This is a genomic window from Collinsella aerofaciens ATCC 25986, assembly GCF_964237925.1.
GTDB lineage: Bacteria > Actinomycetota > Coriobacteriia > Coriobacteriales > Coriobacteriaceae > Collinsella > Collinsella aerofaciens_BJ.
Genome location: NZ_CAXSKI010000014.1, coordinates 1 through 17,688 on the forward strand (window position 1 = coordinate 1; position 17,688 = coordinate 17,688).

The 17,688-nt window shown below is 61.2% G+C and carries 14 protein-coding genes; 7 read left to right on the forward strand and 7 right to left on the reverse strand.

Features of this window, described 5'->3' with window-relative positions; genetic code table 11:
• From ACESWY_RS07355 to ACESWY_RS07365, 3 genes are all read right to left on the reverse strand, one after another.
• Positions 1-1,022, reverse strand: a 1,022-nt coding sequence (locus ACESWY_RS07355; protein WP_373093869.1) for a hypothetical protein, incomplete at its 3' end; no start/stop codon positions are given.
• A 153-nt stretch (positions 1,023-1,175) separates the two neighbouring features.
• Positions 1,176-1,916: an ABC transporter ATP-binding protein gene (locus tag ACESWY_RS07360; protein ID WP_373093867.1), complete on the reverse strand. Its 741-nt coding sequence runs from the start codon at positions 1,914-1,916 to the stop codon at positions 1,176-1,178.
• Between the two features lie 5 nt (positions 1,917-1,921).
• Positions 1,922-4,144 carry a hypothetical protein gene (locus ACESWY_RS07365; RefSeq protein ID WP_349100652.1) on the reverse strand — a complete coding sequence of 741 codons (2,223 nt, stop codon included), beginning with the start codon at positions 4,142-4,144 and terminating at the stop codon, positions 1,922-1,924.
• 134 nt (positions 4,145-4,278) lie between these two features.
• Between ACESWY_RS07365 and ACESWY_RS07370 the strand changes: the two genes are divergently transcribed.
• The 6 genes from ACESWY_RS07370 to ACESWY_RS07395 all read left to right on the forward strand — a co-directional run bounded on the left by ACESWY_RS07370 (position 4,279) and on the right by ACESWY_RS07395 (position 8,888).
• Positions 4,279-4,791, forward strand: coding sequence for a hypothetical protein (locus ACESWY_RS07370; RefSeq protein ID WP_373093865.1), 513 nt, complete (start codon positions 4,279-4,281; stop codon positions 4,789-4,791).
• Between the two features lie 9 nt (positions 4,792-4,800).
• The gene (locus ACESWY_RS07375) at positions 4,801-5,052 is read left to right on the forward strand and encodes a helix-turn-helix domain-containing protein (protein WP_006235292.1); all 252 of its coding nucleotides are present in this window, start codon (positions 4,801-4,803) and stop codon (positions 5,050-5,052) included.
• Between the two features lie 18 nt (positions 5,053-5,070).
• Complete coding sequence (locus ACESWY_RS07380; protein ID WP_373093871.1) at positions 5,071-5,778, forward strand: site-specific integrase; 708 nt, start codon at positions 5,071-5,073, stop codon at positions 5,776-5,778.
• A gap of 396 nt (positions 5,779-6,174) precedes the next feature.
• Positions 6,175-6,462 carry an ACT domain-containing protein gene (locus tag ACESWY_RS07385; protein WP_006235289.1) on the forward strand — a complete coding sequence of 96 codons (288 nt, stop codon included), beginning with the start codon at positions 6,175-6,177 and terminating at the stop codon, positions 6,460-6,462.
• 77 nt (positions 6,463-6,539) lie between these two features.
• Complete coding sequence (locus ACESWY_RS07390; protein ID WP_373093863.1) at positions 6,540-7,958, forward strand: citrate synthase; 1,419 nt, start codon at positions 6,540-6,542, stop codon at positions 7,956-7,958.
• An 87-nt stretch (positions 7,959-8,045) separates the two neighbouring features.
• On the forward strand, positions 8,046-8,888 hold the full coding sequence (locus ACESWY_RS07395; RefSeq protein WP_373093861.1) for a Cof-type HAD-IIB family hydrolase: 843 nt from the start codon (positions 8,046-8,048) through the stop codon (positions 8,886-8,888).
• A 118-nt stretch (positions 8,889-9,006) separates the two neighbouring features.
• Here ACESWY_RS07395 and ACESWY_RS07400 read toward each other — a convergent pair whose 3' ends face one another.
• From ACESWY_RS07400 to ACESWY_RS07415, 4 genes are all read right to left on the reverse strand, one after another.
• Positions 9,007-9,801, reverse strand: a complete 795-nt coding sequence (locus ACESWY_RS07400) for a Cof-type HAD-IIB family hydrolase (protein WP_373093859.1) — start codon at positions 9,799-9,801, stop codon at positions 9,007-9,009.
• 198 nt (positions 9,802-9,999) lie between these two features.
• Positions 10,000-11,820: an adenine deaminase gene (locus ACESWY_RS07405; protein ID WP_346964941.1), complete on the reverse strand. Its 1,821-nt coding sequence runs from the start codon at positions 11,818-11,820 to the stop codon at positions 10,000-10,002.
• A gap of 223 nt (positions 11,821-12,043) precedes the next feature.
• Complete coding sequence (tyrS, locus tag ACESWY_RS07410) at positions 12,044-13,255, reverse strand: tyrosine--tRNA ligase (RefSeq protein WP_373093857.1); 1,212 nt, start codon at positions 13,253-13,255, stop codon at positions 12,044-12,046.
• Positions 13,256-13,351: 96 nt separating this feature from the next.
• Positions 13,352-15,310: a U32 family peptidase gene (locus tag ACESWY_RS07415; RefSeq protein ID WP_225093812.1), complete on the reverse strand. Its 1,959-nt coding sequence runs from the start codon at positions 15,308-15,310 to the stop codon at positions 13,352-13,354.
• Between the two features lie 162 nt (positions 15,311-15,472).
• Here ACESWY_RS07415 and ACESWY_RS07420 point away from each other — a divergent pair, with 162 nt between their 5' ends.
• Positions 15,473-17,668 carry a transglycosylase domain-containing protein gene (locus ACESWY_RS07420; RefSeq protein WP_373093855.1) on the forward strand — a complete coding sequence of 732 codons (2,196 nt, stop codon included), beginning with the start codon at positions 15,473-15,475 and terminating at the stop codon, positions 17,666-17,668.
• The last annotated feature ends 20 nt before the right edge of the window (positions 17,669-17,688 follow it).

Below are 17,688 nucleotides of genomic sequence, written 5' to 3' on the forward strand. Positions count from 1 at the left end.
GATGCGCCGCCCGAACCGGAGCCAATGAATTCTGTCGGGAAGCATCCTACGTAACCCGTTGCCTCGATAGGCGAGAATATGGCCAGCGGCAGGAGATTGAGCGCGGCGTTATGCTCCAGTGCCGAATCGGACAGTAACGGGAATGCCGGGGCCGCGACAAGCAGCGCGGAGGTAAGGGGGCCTGCGAGGACGCGCCTCGTTGCGGTCGATAGGACGGCGGAGCAAACGGATATCAAGGTTCCGCCCGCAAGCAGCGCGAGAAGCAGGGTCGTGAAGACGTTTCCCGCGGTCGTGGTGGTAAGCGCGCCGTCATGGAAGAAGGCGATCGGGTACCCAATTTGCCCGAAGCCGTTTAGGGCCAAGGCGTAAATGCCCCCGGGTGCGAGGCCGGCGAGGAGCATCGCGGTCCCCGCGGCGATTATCGAAAACACGGTCTGGATAAGGCGCCGGAATTTGGGCACGGGCGCCTTTGCCGCCAGGGTCCCGGGCCTTGTGGCGCCGAGCACGAGTATCGACGAGAGAAGGAAGGGGATGAAGGGAAGGAAAGACGGCGCCGTGGCAATGGCGTAAGGCAGGAAGGAAAGGAATGGCAGGTCGTTTGCGGAGGCCGGGATATCCGTGATGCCGGAGCTGCTCAGAGCGCGGCAATATGCGAGCTCCGCGTCATTGGTCTCTCGGTCTCCCACGATGGACCCGGATTGGAAGCCTTCGCCCATGAGCGCGTAGTAGCTCTCGGCAGAATCGAGAAAGGCGGCGTCGGTTTGAGCGGCGAGGGCGGCGTTCGCGTATCTTGCAAGCTCCGCGTCGACTTGCTGCTCTGGCGATAGGTCTGTGCCGCTGGCCTGGGGCGCGCGCGTATTGAATGCGTCGACAAAGCCCTGCATGCCCTGCTTCATAAAGAAGGGCCCGTAGATGGGTGAATTGAACGCAATGGGGATGGAGAAGGCTGCAGCGAGAACGAGCGTAGAGATCCATACGGCCCTGTCTCTTAGGATTAGTTTGAGAAGAAGTCGACAGTACATTTGGAAGCACCTACATTCCTCAAAGCATCGTTAGATTAATAATGACAGACCGAATGAAGATACGTGCGACGGGGGCGAGGCGAATGGCTGAGCGGTATCGATATGCGGGTTCAACGGTATCACATTGACCACATAGATTTTTAACTTGCATTTCTACCCGCCCTTTTCGTAGAGTCGCCGATACGTGCTTAGCGCACCCTCGGCGCGTCCGGCAGGCTTTGCGAAATGGGATCCAGGAGACTTCGGCGCAGCATCATCTTGCGGAATGCTTCTAATGAGCCTCCCATCCTTCAAAAACAGAATCTCATCGCACAGCCTATCGACCGAATCCAAGATGTGGGATGACATGATGATGCACGTACCAGAATCGGCCAGCTTCCTGAGAATCTCGGAATGCAAGTCCACCCTGCTGGGGTCGAGCACGTTCATGGGCTCATCTAATAGAAGGTACCGCGCGCCCGTCGCATACGCAATCGTCAGGGTAAGCTGCTGCTTCATGCCCTGGCTCAGAGTGCGGATCCTCATCTTCGCGAACTCGCCTATCTGCGTTTGTTCCACTATCTCTTCGATATCGCGAGCATGCGGCCACATATCGCAAACCATCTTGAGGTGATCTTCCGCACGCAATCCGGGATACAGCAGCGTCCCCTCACCAGGTGCATAGAAGATCATAGAACGGACCTCTCTCGCACCCGTACCCTGCACCTCATCCAGAACGATGCTCCCGTCCACGCGAGGACCCGGCAAACCTGCCATCGCACGCAGCAACGTCGTCTTTCCATGCCCGTTCGGAGCGACGAGACCGTAGACCGTACCCGGGGCAAACTCAGCGTTCACCGAATCTACGAGCACCTTCTTTCCATAAGAGATCGTCAGCGTTTGAAGGTCAATCATCGAGATCATCCCCTTTCGATCTTTGGAACACTCAGGCGCACCATCAACGGAGATACGGCGCCCAAGACCACCAGCAGAGCGCCCGATGCGCCGACGACCTCTCCAAAAGGCATCGCGTTCGTCCCTCGCCCAAGGAACCCAATCGTCCCCACCTGGGAAGCGGGATCAAACGAGGCGAATGGAGCCAGCAGCGCGACGCCCATGCCCACGCTTTCAACATGAGCGCTCAACGAACCCAACACCAAGAGAACCGCGCAAACCATTCCGGTGACAACGGGGTTGCGGCTAATCGCTGCTGTCAACGCAGCGACGACGGAAATCACGCCGTATGCCATGACCAGCAACGGAATACTGCACAACACCGCCTCCCCCACCGTGGACGTTGTCGAAGCTCCCGCCCGAATGAGAGCGACGGGATACTCCGATCCACCCGCACCGTTCTTAATCACGGACACAACGACAGCGGGAACCATCGACACCAAAAGCAGCACCAAGCCAAGCAGGAGAGCCAGCGCAACAGCCGTCAGAAAACGCACATGCGCTGTTGCGGGGATCTGGAGAACCAGAAGGGAACGACACTGCAGGTGGGTGCACGCGAGCGATGTGACAACCACGGGCAACAGCAAAAATAAGGAGGGAAGCGCTGCCTGGAGATACGAAAGGAGGATTAATGGGGGCATCTTCGTACTTAACTCGTAAACCTTGGGGTCCGGCAAGCTCGCGATCGACTCAAGCAGAAGGGCGCGCGCCTCCGCACGAGAAGGAGTCTCCGGCTCGATTCCGATCGATTGCAGGAGAGTCGCATCTGCCGCGCCCAGCTCACCTCGAGCGCGCTCGTACGTCGCAAGGCTTCGAAACCCCTCCGCAGGCATAGGCGCGTACACGAAACCCGAAAGAGCATCCCGCATGTCTTCCAGGGCCGCTTTGCCCTCGACGTCCATATTCGCAGCGTTCTGCTCTAGATACCGATCTATTGAACGGAGCTCCCCATCCCTATACCGAACAGCGGAAACGTTATCAGCGTCAGGAAACATCTCGACCAGAGCCGGGGCCAGCATCGTCGTCGACATTGCAATCGCGCATACGGCGAGGGTAGGAGAACGCAGGAGCAGTTTCCCCATCGTTCTTACGTATGCAACGGCGGAGGCACAAGCGCTCGAACGAGTTGCCGTTCTCGATGCAGTGAAGGAACCTCTCTCAAGACAAATCGGGGATATCGGGCACGCGCAGCCGCTCTTTCCAGCAACGCAAAGCAGGCTAATTGCCAGCACCTCGATCCCGATTGCGCATACGAGGGCAATCGCGCCACGCTCGAAGCAAAGTCCAGGCAGATTCACTATCTGCGTTGTCGGGTACGGGCTATAGGCGCCGACGGTCAACTCAGTGTTCGCATACGTAAGGGGATTCAACAGGGCGAACTCACGTAAAGCGATGGATCTTCCGTAATACCCGGGAACCATCGTCACCCCCATCAGGGCACATACGAACACGATTCCAAGCGTAGGGTTATTGGCAATCTTCACGGCAAGGTGAACGACAAGCGAGATGAACGCTGCCACCAAGAATTGCAAGATGGCCGTCTGCGCGAACACCAGCCAAGCCGGTTTGATAACCGGAGTCGCATATTGAATGTAGCCTATCGGATAGAACGGCGAGCCCGGGCCATTCTTCACAAGCGCGGCGATTATCCCTGGAAGATTGATGGCGAGGACGGCAAGCATTGCAAAAACACTCGCCCATACGCTCGATGCAACAAGTCTACCCAGCTCGCCCATCGGTGCCTGGATGATGAGCTTTTCACGTTTGTTAAGACGCGCGGCAAGGAACGAGACGGCAACGGCCGTTGCGACCCATAGCAAGTACTCCTTCGATCCGTCATAATAGGTGTACTCTCCATCCGATATCTGCAGAAACGGAAGTAGGGGGGAGAGCGGTGCCAAGATAAGACGTCCCGCGGCAAGAGGGTACAGAAGCGCGGGCATGCTTGATGAAGAGGTATAGACACCGTCCTCCCCCGCATTCACAAGCGCATCCGCATAGGATGCTGACAATTCCTGCTCAACACGGGTTATTCCCGACTCGAGGTATTCGACCCGTCCGTCGATGCCAGCCGCGCTCCTGAAGACGGGCAGAGCACAAAGAACCATCAACGCAACAACGACAACACAGAGCGACCTGGAGGAGAGAAGCGACCTAAAGATCGCCTTCGAGATTTTGAGCATATTCATCGCCAACCTTAACCTCATCCAGTCGGAACAGAGGGGCCGAACAAAATGCTCGGCCCTTATTACTTGCCGGCAAAGTCAATTTAACATAAACTGTTAAAAAGTAACCTGAGTTTTTAAATTCTTCGGAGGTTATTATGAGTTCCGACAATCGCACTCCCCGGCTTCATTCCTTCCGCATCGCATGTGCGATAGCCTCTGCGACCCTTTGCGCCACCGCCATCGCACAAGTGGCGTTCTCCTTAAAGCCAGCAATCAAAGTGCTCGACAACCCTGTAATTGCAGACTCCCCCGCGTATCCAGCCCTTGCGATCTCGACATTGGTCCCTGCCGTCATCGGTATCGCTACGACCATCCTCAGCGCCGTTCTCGTGTGGACGATCAAGAGCGGAGACCCCTTCAAGAAAGGGTCTGCGACATGCTTGAAGGTGCTCGGCATTCTCTTCGTTGTTCAAGCTGCCACCAGCCTCTACGCCGGCTCACTCAAAACCTCCGTTTCGATGTTTGGCGGCGAGGGGGCCGTCGGCGCCCAAGAGATCGCTTCATCATTCGATTGGACCTCTCTGGTTCTCGGCATCGTCCTGTTCATGCTTTCCCAGCTCTTCTTGTACGCCCGAGAGCTGTACCTCGACTCCGACGAGATTGCGTAAGGAAACGCCATGCCCGTAATTGTTCGCCTCGACAAGATCATGGCCGAGCGAAAGATTTCCTCGAACGAACTTGCCGAAAGGATTGGAACCACGCCCGTGAACCTGTCCCGTATTAAAAAAGGGCATATTCGCGGCATTCGCTTCAACACACTCGAGCAGCTATGCCTCGCCCTTCGTTGCCAACCCGGAGACCTTCTCGAAGTCATGAGCGAAGAGGATGCCCGAAAGGAGTTCGGACTCGATTGGTCCGCCGAGGATTAGAGGGCGGTCGTACTCGCCCTGCACACGGGGATGCGAATCGGCGAGGTCTGCGGCCTTCGGTGGTGCGATGTGGATTTCGAGACGGGCCTGATCTCGATCAGACACTCGGTGGCGTACGCGAAGGGAATGGGTTCGTTCATCAAGGACACCAAGACCCATGACGCCAGGGGTATCCCCATCGACCCGGTCGGCCTACTCCCCTTCCTGAAGGAGACCCACGAGATCGACTGCGGAAAGCTGCGCTTGCGCGGCCTTACCGGGGCGATCGAGATCGGGGGCTGCTACATCCTGTCGGAGCCGGGCGCGACCTTCGCGACGACAAGCTATATCCGCAGGGCGTTCAAGACGTTCTCGGAGACCAACGGCCTCATGGGCACCAACGACGAGCTGATCACGTTCCACGGCCTTCGCCACACGTTCGCAACGCAGTGGATCCGCCAAGGCGGCGATATCAAGGCGCTCCAATCGATCCTCGGCCACAAGGACGCCATGGCGACGCTCAACGTCTACGCCGACATCGAGCCCATCTCCAAAATCCATAACATGCTGCGCGCCACGCCGTGCCTTTGGCGCGGGCACCTCGGGCCGAGGGTCGATCCGGGTCCCATGTTCCAACAGAGGATCCAGGAGTCCATCGAGACGCTCCAGGCGTTCGGCTACGGCATCACCGAGCCGGACGACCGAAATATCGCCATACGCGACGTGAAGACGAACAGTTGGCTCTAGCTCACCGAGTACGCGGCAGTGCTGGGCCCATCTCGACTGAGGTCACGGTGGTCCGATAGGGGCGCCGCCCGCGGCATGCGCCGCGGAGCGGTATCCCCTACCGAAGGGCGGGGATGCCCTCCGCTTCCAGTTCGGAATCAGCCGTCGGAGGCGTTCGGCTGACTGCAGGAACGGCCTGTCCGCTCAATGTGTTCGGCTGAGATCGGAAATCAACCCAACACGAGCCGGACACGCGCCAGACGGCTCTTCCCCGTACGGCCTTCCCCCTTACGCTCATGTTGCAGGCATGTAACGCCGCAGCGAGCGCGCCTTTTTTGCGCCAGACAGGTACAATGATGAACACTGTACCGTAGCGGAGCGCCCCGCGCGCGCCGCAATCACGCGAAAGGGTTTCCCATGGCCGAGATCTCGTCCTCCCGTATCGTCATCACCGTCCTTGGCAAGAACCGCCCCGGCATCGTCGCCGGCGTCACCCGTGTCCTAGGCGAGGCCAACGTCGACATCCGCGACATCACGCAGTCCATTATCGAGGACATCTTCACCATGACCATGCTGGCCGATACCGCCGAGTCCAAGCTCGACTTCGCCGAGCTGCAGAAGGCGCTGGCCGAGGCCGGCGAGCTTTCGGGCGTCAACGTGTCCATCCAGCGCGAGGACGTCTTCAACTTTATGTACCGCCTGTAGCGAGCAAGCCGCTGGGGATAGCCTGACGCGCGCATGCCCATGCAAGTCACCCCGATGCGGCCCGGAGAGGAGCGCGCATGGCCTACGACGCCAAGAAAATCTATTACCGCTTCGATGACCACTTGAGCCGCCTGGTTCTGGATTACGAAGCAAGCCGCCAGATTTCGTCTGAGAGCGAAAACCTCTACCACGGCCTGCCGACCGACCCTTATGACGAGGGCCTGTTTGTCGAGCACAATGTCAAGCGCGGCCTGCGCAATGCCGACGGCTCGGGCGTGGTCGCGGGCCTCACTCGTATCTCGGATGTGCACGGTTACAACAAGGTCGACGGAAAGGTCGTGCCCGATCAGGGCAAGCTCACGCTTCGCGGCTACAGCATCGAGGATCTGGTCAACAATGCCCAGGCCGAAAATCGCTACGGCTACGAGGAAGTCGCCTATCTGCTTATCACGGGTTCGCTACCCAACAAGGAAGAGCTCGACGGCTTCTGCGAGCGCCTAGGTGCCTTTAGACATCTGAGCGACGAGTACGTCAAAGAGTTCCCCATGACCACGGTGTCGTCGAGCATCATGAACGTGCTCCAGCGCGCCGTGCTGCTGCTCTACGCCTTCGATGCCGAACCAGACGCGATCACGCCCGAGCACGAAATCGACGTCGCCATTTCCATGCTCGCACGTCTCCCGCGCATCGCCGCCTTCGCACACATGGCCTCGATCGCCAAGCTTCGCGGCTCCGAGGTTCACGTGCCGCACCCCACGCCCGGTCTCTCCACCGCCGAGACCATCCTACAGGTCCTGCGCGGCGGCATGGCGTTCACCCGCGATGAGGCCATGCTGCTCGACGTGATGCTCATGCTGCATGCCGAACACGGCGGCGGCAACAACTCCACGTTCGCCTGCCGCGTGCTGTCCTCTTCGGCCACCGACCCGTATTCTGCCTACGCTGCGGCTATCGGCTCGCTCAAGGGTCCGCGCCACGGTGGCGCCAACGCCAAGGTCGTGTCCATGCACGAGGACATCCGCGCGCATGTTTCCAACTGGGAGGACGAGGACGAGGTCGCGGCCTACCTGGGCAAGATCCTCGACAAGCAGGCCTTCGACGGCACCGGCCTCATCTACGGCATGGGCCACGCCGTCTACACGCTGAGCGACCCACGCGCCGAGGTATGCCGCCGTTACGCGCGCTCGCTGGCAGCCAAGAAGGACTTGGGCGAAGAGTTCGCACTCATCGAGCGCATTGAGCGCCTGGCACCCCAGGTCATGCGCGACCACGGCATGACCAAGCCCATCTGCGCCAACATCGACCTGTACACAGGCTTTATCTACAAGATGCTCGGCGTGCCCGAGACGCTTTTTACGCCGCTGTTCGCCGTCGCCCGCATGGCCGGCTGGTCGGCACACCGCATGGAAGAGCTCTTCTGCGCGCACCGCATCATCCGCCCCGCCTACCGCCCGGTTATCGAACCGCTGGAGTACAAGCCACTCGCCGACCGCTAGGACGCGGACCGATATAGATCTTGAGCGTGGCCAGGGCATCGCCGCCCTCGGCCACGCTTTTTATGCCAACAGAAAGGGCTGCATCAAATGATTGTGTTTTCCGATATGGACGGAACGCTGCTGACGAGTGATAAGCAGATGAGCGACGCCACCTGGGCGATGCTCGACGAGCTTGCGCGCCGCCGCATTGAGTTTGTACCCTGCACGGGACGCCCGCTGTCGGGCATCTTTGAGCCCATCCTCGCCCACCCCGCCGTACACTACGCGGTCTGCGCCAACGGTGCCAGCGTCTGGCAGCTCGACGACGGTACGCCCGCCGATGCCTCACGTGCTACGCGCATTTTGAGCCGACCGCTCGACCGCGCCATCGCCCACCGCGTCCATAGCATCGCCGCCGGCCACGATGTGACCTTCGATATCTTCGCGGACGGGCAGTGCTTCCTCCCCCGCTCGCTCTACACGCGCCTGGACGAATTCTGCGGCGGCGACCCCCACATCGCGGCTTCGCTCAAGCGCACACGAACACCGATCGACATGGATATCGACAGCAAGATCGACGAAGTCGAGACGCTCGAACGCATCGCCATGTACTGGCACGACCCGGCCGATCGCGACGCCATCGCGACGGCGCTCGACACGCTCGGAGGCATTGAGGTCACGCGTTCTTACGCCATGAATATCGAGGTCATGGGCGAGGGCGCCACCAAGGGAACGGCCCTCACGTGGCTATGCGAGCATCTGGGCGAGCGTCTCGCCGACGCCTGGGCGTTCGGCGACAACATCAACGACATTCCCATGCTGCAGGCAGCGGGCCACGGCATGGCCATGATCAACGCCGAGCCCGAAGACCGCGAGGCCGCCGACGCCATCACCGAATACGACAACGACCACGACGGCGTCGCCCGCACCATCATGGACGCCCTCGCCTAGTCATTGGCCAGTCACTGGGGATGTTCTTAAATGACTAGTCGTTGGGGACACTCTTCGCAAAAAGCTGCAAGGACTGTCCCCCACTGTCGGCAGAAAAGGAACGTCCCCATCTGCCGGATTAGGAGAGACTCTCCAGCACGCGACGGAGCTCCTGCTGGACGGCGTGGTCGCGGTTACGACCCACCACGCGATCGGCCACCGCCTTAAGCGCGGGGCGCGCGTTTTCCATCGCGCAGCCCGTACCGACAAAGCGAATGATCTCGTAGTCGTTCATCGAGTCGCCAAACGCCATGACCTCGTCGCGTCCAATGCCGTAATGCTCCGCGAGCTGTGCGATGCCCGAGGCCTTCGACACACCAGGCTGCATGGCATCGATCCACGCGTTGCCCGAAGGCGCAAAAGTAAAGAGCTGACCAAGTTCGCGCTGCAGTACGTAAGCGCTGTCCATAACGGTACCGTCATCGCAAAAGATACTCGCCTTGATGATATTTACGCTGGGATCGGGCAGCTCCCAAATGCGCTCGGCATTGGGAAGGTCCTTATCGACCTCGCGCACGAACTTGCACTCGTCATCGAGCAAAAAGGACTTGGTTCGGTCAAAGAGCGCAAGATGCAGATTGGGAAACGTCGCGACTGCTTGGGCGAGCTTTCGAATCGCCAGGTGCGAATACACCTCGCGGTCCACTATCTTGCCGTCGGCGTAGACCTGGGCGCCGTTAGCGGCGACAAAGTCCATCTTGTCGCGAACGGGCGCAAAGAACTCGCACAGGCGATCGTAGCGACGACCTGACGATGCGGCGAAATGCACGCCATGCTCGTGTAGCGCCAGAATCAGTTCGTAGGTCTCGGGAGGCACCTGGCCGTTTTCGTCAAGCAGTGTGCCGTCCATATCGGATGCAATCAGTTTAAACATAGAAAAGCTCCCTTCGGGCTTGTTGGAATCGAACGTGTATCCGATTCCAACGTACCCAAAGGGAGCTCAAATAAGACTCCGCGGGCGTAAACGTTACAAGGACCTGGCAAATAGCTCACACATGCCAGAGGTCCTACGGTCGCGGCGTCAGGCGACACGCCATCCCGACGGCCAGTCGTTTAAAAACGTCCCCGATGACTAGTCGGCGTAGGTGAAGGTCGTGACGTCGAACATGCCCTCGGGGCGGATGCGGAGCGTCGGGATGACCGGCAGGGGCAGGAAGATGATGCCCATGATGGGGTCGAGCGGCGGCTCAATACCCATGGCGCGCGCCTTGACCATAAAGTCGTCGTGCTGCGCAGCAACGTCCTCGGCCGTGCCTTCGCTCATAAGACCACCGAGCGCCAGCGGAATGCGCGCCACGACCTCGCCGTTGCGCACCAGCACGTGACCACCTTGGCCCACGGCCTCAACGGCGGCCATCATATCGGCGGCGTTGTCGCCCACCACGCACACGTTGTGCGAGTCGTGGCCGATCGTAGAGGCAATGGCGCCACCCGTGATGGTGAAACCGCGCACCCAGCCGCGACCGATGTGCTTGCCAACAAGACCCAGGCCCGCAGGACCATCGCCGTCGGCGCCCTCGGCTTGCAGCGACACGCCGCGGCCGTGACGCTCGATCAGCATAATGCGGCGCAAGTCCTCGTCAGTCTCGGGACGAACCATGCCCGTGATGGCCTTGCCCGGCACCACGTCAATCACGGCCTCGCCCGGCTTAAAGGCATAGTCGAATACGTCGAGCGAAAGATTCGGCAGCTTAACGGAGGCGCGCAGCTCATCGGCAAGGGCCGCAACCTCGGCCATCTCGGGTGCGATCTCGCCCACAAAGGTGCCGTCCTGCGCCACCAGGGCACCGGCGGCATATACGCGATGCGGAGCCGCGGCAAACGTCAGGTCGTTGAGCACCAGCAGGTCGGCACGCTTGCCCGGGGCAATCGCACCGCGGAGCTCGTGCGGGTCGCGGCAGCCGTGATCCAGGCCAAACGCCTCGGCCGTGGAGAGGGACGCCATGGAGATGGCGACCACCGGGTCGATACCGGCCTCAATCGCCACGCGGCAGGCATTGTCGATCATGCCGGTTGCAAGCGCATCGGAAGGGGCACGGTCGTCAGTCGCAAAGCAGCAGCGGCGGGCGCGCGCTGGATTCTCCAGCAGCATCGGGGACAAATTGGCCAGGTCGTGGCTGCACGTGCCCTCACGCAGCATCACGTACATGCCGCGGGATAGCTTGTCGAGCGCCTCCTCGGGAATCGTCGACTCGTGGTCGGCGATAATGCCCGCTGCGGCATAGGCGTTGAGGTCCTTTCCGGCAACGAGCGGCGCGTGGCCGTCAACCTGCTTGGACGGCGTCTGGTTGGCAGCATCGATGCGAGCGCAGGTCTCGGGGTCGGCCATAAAGACGCCCGGCAGGTTCATCATTTCGCCCAGACCAAAGACATCGCCCGGATGCTCGGCAAAAAACGCCTGCATATCGGCAGCCGAAATAACGGCACCGGCCTGCTCGTCGGGCAGCGCGGGCACGCACGAAGGCATCATGTACTTGATGGAGATGGGTGCGCGGCGGCCGTCCTCGATCATAAAGCGCAAGCCGTCGAGACCGGCAACATTGGCAATCTCGTGGCTGTCGGCAATGGCGGTGGTAGTACCGCGCGTCGCGGCCATGCGAGCATACTCGGCGGGACGGATGTTCGAAGACTCGATATGCAGATGCCCATCAATAAAACCGGGAGCGAGATAGCGACCCTGGCAGTCGATGACCTCAGTTGCCTCGTAGGTGCCAGCGGCATCGTCGCGACCATCGTAGAGCACGCCGACGATCACACCGTCCTTGACGGCAACGCTACCGGGCGCCACACGCTGGCCATACACGTCGACGATCTGCGCATTGGTAAACAGCGTGTCGACGGGCACGCGGCCCTCGGCGGCCTCGATCACAGTCCTCATGACCTCAACGGACATACATACTCCTTTAACCGTAGAAAAAGGCTGCGGAGCGGACAGGCCTTCACCGCAGCAAACCAATAGCCATTGTATGCCCAAAAGGAAGCCCCGCTAACACCCCTTCCGCTTAACGGCACCGCCAAATGATCCCTCCGTCCCCAAGGGATCGTCGTAACCAAAAAAGGCCGCAGTCGGGAATCCCGGCTGCGGCCTTGTTGCACTTGTGAGGTCAACTCGCTCGTTAGATCAGCTTGAAGCCCTTGCGCTTGCCTACGGAGAGGGTGTCGCCCAGCTTGAGGGCGCTGGGATCGATGTTATAGCTCTTGGGAGCCACGGCCTTGCCGTTGATCTTGACGCCGCCGCCGTCGATATCGCGACGAGCCTGGCCGGCGCTCGCCGAAAGACCCAGGTCCTTGAGCAAGCCGGCGAGGTAGATCTGGCCCTCGTCGTTAACGGTCAGCTCGACATGCTTCTCGGGGAAGTCGGCGAGCTGGCCCTCCTTGAACACGCGGTCGAACTCGGCCTGAGCCTCGTCGCCGGCACCGACGCCGTGGTAGGTGTCGCACAGGTCGCGGCCCAGAGCGCGCTTGAGCTCGTAGGGGTCGGCAGAACCATCGGCCAGGGCAGCGTCGATCTTGTCGACCTCGGCCGGGGTGAGCGAGCTCGCCAGGCGGTAGTACTTGCCGATCATCTCGTCGGGGATGGACATGGTCTTGCCGAACATGTCCTTGGGCGCGTCGGTCAGGCCGATGTAGTTACCGTAGGACTTGGACATCTTACGAACGCCATCGGTGCCCTCGAGCAGCGGCATGGTGAGCGCGATCTGGGGCTCCATGCCCATCTTCTCCATGAGCTCACGGCCGGCGAGCAGGTTGAAAAGCTGGTCGGTGCCGCCCATCTCCACGTCAGCCTTAATCATGACCGAATCGTATGCCTGCATCACGGGATACAGGAACTCGTGCAGGGCGATCGGCGTCTGGGACTGGTAGCGCTTGGTAAAGTCATCGCGCTCAAGAATGCGGGCAACGGTGAACTTGGAGCACACCTGCAGCAGGCCGGCCAGATCCATCGAAAGGATCCAATCGCCGTTGTGCACGATGGTGGTCTTCTCGGGGTCCAGGATCTTCATGGCCTGGCTCACGTAGGTCTCGGCGTTGGCCTCGATCTGCTCCTGCGAAAGCTGCGGACGCGTGGAGTTCTTGCCCGAGGGGTCACCAATCAACGCGGTACCGTTGCCGATGATGAGGGTGACGTTGTGGCCCAGGTCCTGGAACTGGCGCATCTTGCGCAGCGGCACGGCATGGCCCAGGTGCAGGTCGGGGCTGGTGGGGTCGACGCCGAGCTTGATGTTGAGGGGCTCGCCCTTCTCAAGCTTCTTGCGAAGGTCGGCCTCGGGAACGATCTGCGCGGCGCCCGAGGTGATGATACGCATTTGCTCGTCAACAGACAGCATTGGGTATCCTCCTTTTGCTATAGCACCCTCGCCGAAAACGGCGGTGCTGGAAGTCCATAAACTCTCTTATGATAACAAACTGACGCGACGCGGCACCTACGACAGGAAAATCCTCGTCCTGCCGCATGCGTCAATGGCAACTGGCAGACGTGTACCGTCACGCTCAACCAGATAGCGCACCTGCCGACGACGCAAGCAGTCGCGGCAACGGACCTGTCCCGTCGCATCGGTGGCGCAGACGCCCTCGGCGGTCAGCAGGCAGTGCTCGCACACCATAAGCTCGGGACGGTCGGCGTCGACCGGACCAAAGACGCCGGGTTCAGCAGCCAGTTCGGCAATACGCTCCGCATCATTGCCGAGCAACTCGGCCGGCAAGTACACCCGCCCCGCACCGAGTCCGCGCAGCCAGGTAAGCGTGGCCCGATTCGCGCAGAACACCGGCGCCGCCACGTCAAATGTCACGCCCAGCTCGCGAGCGATCACCACCTGTCCCAGGTTGCGGCAGACGACGCACCCGGCACGCTGCATCAGTGAGCGGGTCCGGTCAGCGTCACCCGTGCGGCACACTTCGTCAAGCACCACAACGGCGTCGGACAAATCGAGTTCTCCGCGCGGGTCGGCATCCATCAGCTGCCAAGCAAAAACCATGCGAGCGGGAACCGCGCACTCCACCAACTCCGTCGACGCACCACCATCCACCGCAACGCCCTCAAAGGGCAGCACCTCAACGGCACGCGCAACGGGCGCAATCGCATCCGCCTCGGCCCGCATGCGCTCCAACACCGCCGCCGTCTGATCCAACACGCCGGCGCTGCGAATCAGGTATACCTCGCAGCCCGCGTCCACCTTACGCTTGCAATGCACGACGACGCGCTTCCCCGCTGCGGCATCCACCGGGCAGGGCACCTGCGGCCAGCGCTTGGGCACATCGGGACGCGTGTCGACACCCGGATAGAACCGAATCTCGAGCGTGTCACCCGCCGCCACAGCGGCGTCGAGCTCAACGGTCACCTCTTCGTGGCCCACAGCGACCAAGCGCCCCACGCGCACGCCCTGGTTAATTGCGCGCTCAAAGCTCATCAGCCCGGCACCCGAACGCCCTCGCAGGTACGCATCGGTAAACCCACGGTTAAACGACCTTCCCAGCTCGCGCTCAAGCTCTTCCACGGCACCGGAGTCCCACGCGCCGTCGCGCAGCATATCGAGCGCCCGGCGCCACACCCGTACCACGTTGAATACGTAATCGGGGTTCTTCATGCGCCCCTCGATCTTGAGCGACGCCACGCCGGCATCTACAAGCTCAGGCAGATGTGCAATACCCAGATAGTCGCGCGGGCACAGCAGGCGATCTCCCTCGACGGCAACAACGCTCTGTCCCGCCTCGTCCACTAGGTCGTACGCCAGACGGCACGGCTGCGTGCAGTCGCCGCGCATCGCCGAGCGCCCACGCCGCAGGGCCGAGAACTCGCACGCCCCCGAATAGCCGATGCAAATCGCACCGTGGCAGAATACCTCGATGGGCACGCCCGTGGCACATAGCGCCGCAATCTCGTCGACCGTCAGCTCGCGTGCCGTCGTCACGCGCTCGACCCCCAGCTCATCGGCGGCAAGCCGCACGGCGCCTTCGCTATGAGCGCCCGCCTGCGTGGACAGGTGAATCTCGACCCCGGGAATCGCCGCGCGCAGCGCGCAGGCCAACCCGGCATCGGCGACAATCAGAGCATCGGCGCCCAACTCCAGTGCATGAGCTCCCAACGCCACCGCGTCGGACAACTCATCGTCAAACACGAACACGTTGAGCGTCACGTACACGCGCACGCCATGGGCATGCGCCACGGCGCAGCCGCGCGCAAACTCGTCATCCGTAAAGCCATGCGCGCTCACGCGGGCGTTAAAGCCGCCCAACCCCGCATAGATGGCATCGGCACCCGCGGCGATGGCCGCAAGCATCTGGTCGAGCCCGCCCGCCGGCGCCAGCAGCTCGGGCAGCGCCACACCGGCAGCATCCAATCCAGTCTCGTATTGTCCGCTCGGCCCCATCGCCCGAATCGCCATCGGCAAACTCCTTACCAAGGTATGCATTCACTCTGAAAAATGCCGTCTTCCAGCATACACGAGGCCTCGCGCGCCCCGTTTGGTTTATCGTGTAATAACTTATGTCCATCCTGCCCCGACGGCACATCCGCCGTCCGGCACGACATACCTGGAGGTCAATATATGGGTCCTCGCCAACGACAGGGACGCAGCCGTTCAAAGACGCATGCCCTGCCCATAATCCTGCTCTCGTTTTTGGGCTTTTTGCTTATCGCGGGCGTGGCGTTTGGCATCGGCATGGTCGGCAACGTCAACCGCTGGCTGTCCGATCTGCCCGACTACACCGACGCCAACGCGTATCTGGTGAGCGAGCCCACCGAGATCGTCGACTGCAACGGCAACAAGATCGCAAGCTTCTACACGCAAAACCGCAAGTCCATCACCAAGGACGAGGTCTCCCCCTACGTGCTGCAGGGCACCGTTGACGTCGAGGACGAGCGCTTCTACGAGCACGGCGGTATCGACCTGTGGGGTATCGCGCGTGCTGCGGTGGCAACCCTCGGCGGCGGGCACGAAGGCGCCTCGACTATCACCCAGCAGCTGGTGCGCAACACCATCCTGCAGGAGGAGCAGTTCGACTCGACCATCGAGCGTAAGGTGCGCGAGGCCTACATCGCCGTAAAGATGGAGGACATGTACTCCAAAGACGAGATCCTCATGATGTACCTCAACACCATCTATTACGGCCACGGCGCCTACGGTATCGAGGCCGCCGCCGAGACCTACCTATCCAAGAGCGCCGCCGACCTCACCCTGAGCGAAGCCGCGCTGCTCATCGGCCTTCCCAACTCGCCTTCGCAGTACGACCCCACGGTCAATCCCGACCTGGCACTGTCTCGCCGCAACAAGGTCCTCGACAACATGCTGCGCCTGGGCCACATCACCCAGGAGGAGCACGATGCCGCACAGGCCGAGCCCATCACCCTCAACGTGACCGAGATTTCGGGCAGCGGCGTCGACGTATACTCGCAGCCCTACTTTGTCGCCTATGTTAAGCAGCTGCTGGAGCAGGAGTTCTCGACCGACGTGCTCTTTAAGGGCGGCCTGACCGTCAAGACCACCATCGACCCCACGATGCAGCAGGTGGCAGAGAATGCCGTCCGCGAGCAGCTCGACACGCTCTCACTCGACGGCCTGGACATGGGCATGGTCGTCGTCGACCCCAAGACCGGCTACATCAAGTGCATGGTGGGCGGCTACGACTACAACGCCGACGAGAACCACGTAAACCATGCCACGGCCAAGCGTCCCGTCGGCTCCACCTTCAAGGCCTTTACACTGGCAACTGCCATCCAAAACGGCATGAACCCCAACGTCACCCTCAACTGCAACTCGCCGCTCAAGGCCAAGGGCACCACGACCGAGGTCCAAAACTACGCCAAACATAGCTATGGCAACATCACGCTTAAGCAGGCGACGGCATACTCCTCCAACACCGGCTACATCCAGGTGGCGGAAGCCGTCGGCAACAGCAAGATCATCTCGCTCGTCAAAAAGCTCGGCATCGATCCCGCCAAGGACAACATCGAGGACGTTCCCGTCATGACGCTCGGCACCGGCTCGATCTCGCCGCTCGAGATGGCCGCCGCCTACGCGACGTTTGCCAACGGCGGCTACTATCGCCAGCCGATCGCCATCACCGAGATTGACTCTCGTACCGGTTCGGTGCTGTACCAGCACACCGACAATCCCTCACAGGTGCTTACCGAGGGCGAGGCCGCCGCGGTCACCGATGTTCTGTCCGGCGTCATGCAGGGCGGCGGTACGGGTGCTGCCGGTGCCCTGAGCGTCAACCAGCCCTATGCCGGCAAGACGGGCACCACCGACAACACCACCAACCTGTGGTTCTGCGGCTATACCCCGCAGCTGGCGTGCGCTCTGTGGACCGGCTATTCCGCGGGCGAGATCCCTATCCAAAAATACGGCACAGACCTGCTGGGCGACAGCACCAACCTGCCTGTCTTTAAGCGGTTTATGAACACCGTTCTGACCGGTACCGAGCGCGAGGAGTTTGCGACCGGAACGGCGCCCACCTACAAGAACAACAGCGTCTGGAAGTTCTACGGCACCAACAACACCAAGAAGACGGAGAACGACGACAAGGACGAGAACGAGGACGAAGAGGAAACCACAACGACGACAACGACGACCACGACCACCGAGACCACAGGCGGCGACACCACCGGCGGCACCGGTACGACCGGTGGCTCGACGGGCGGCTCCACTGGTGGTTCGACCGGCGGCGATGGCGGCACGCCTACGCCTACGCCTACACCCACTCCCGACCCCTCGCCCACGCCTGACGATACGGTTGGTTAGAAATTCATCCGGCCATTAGC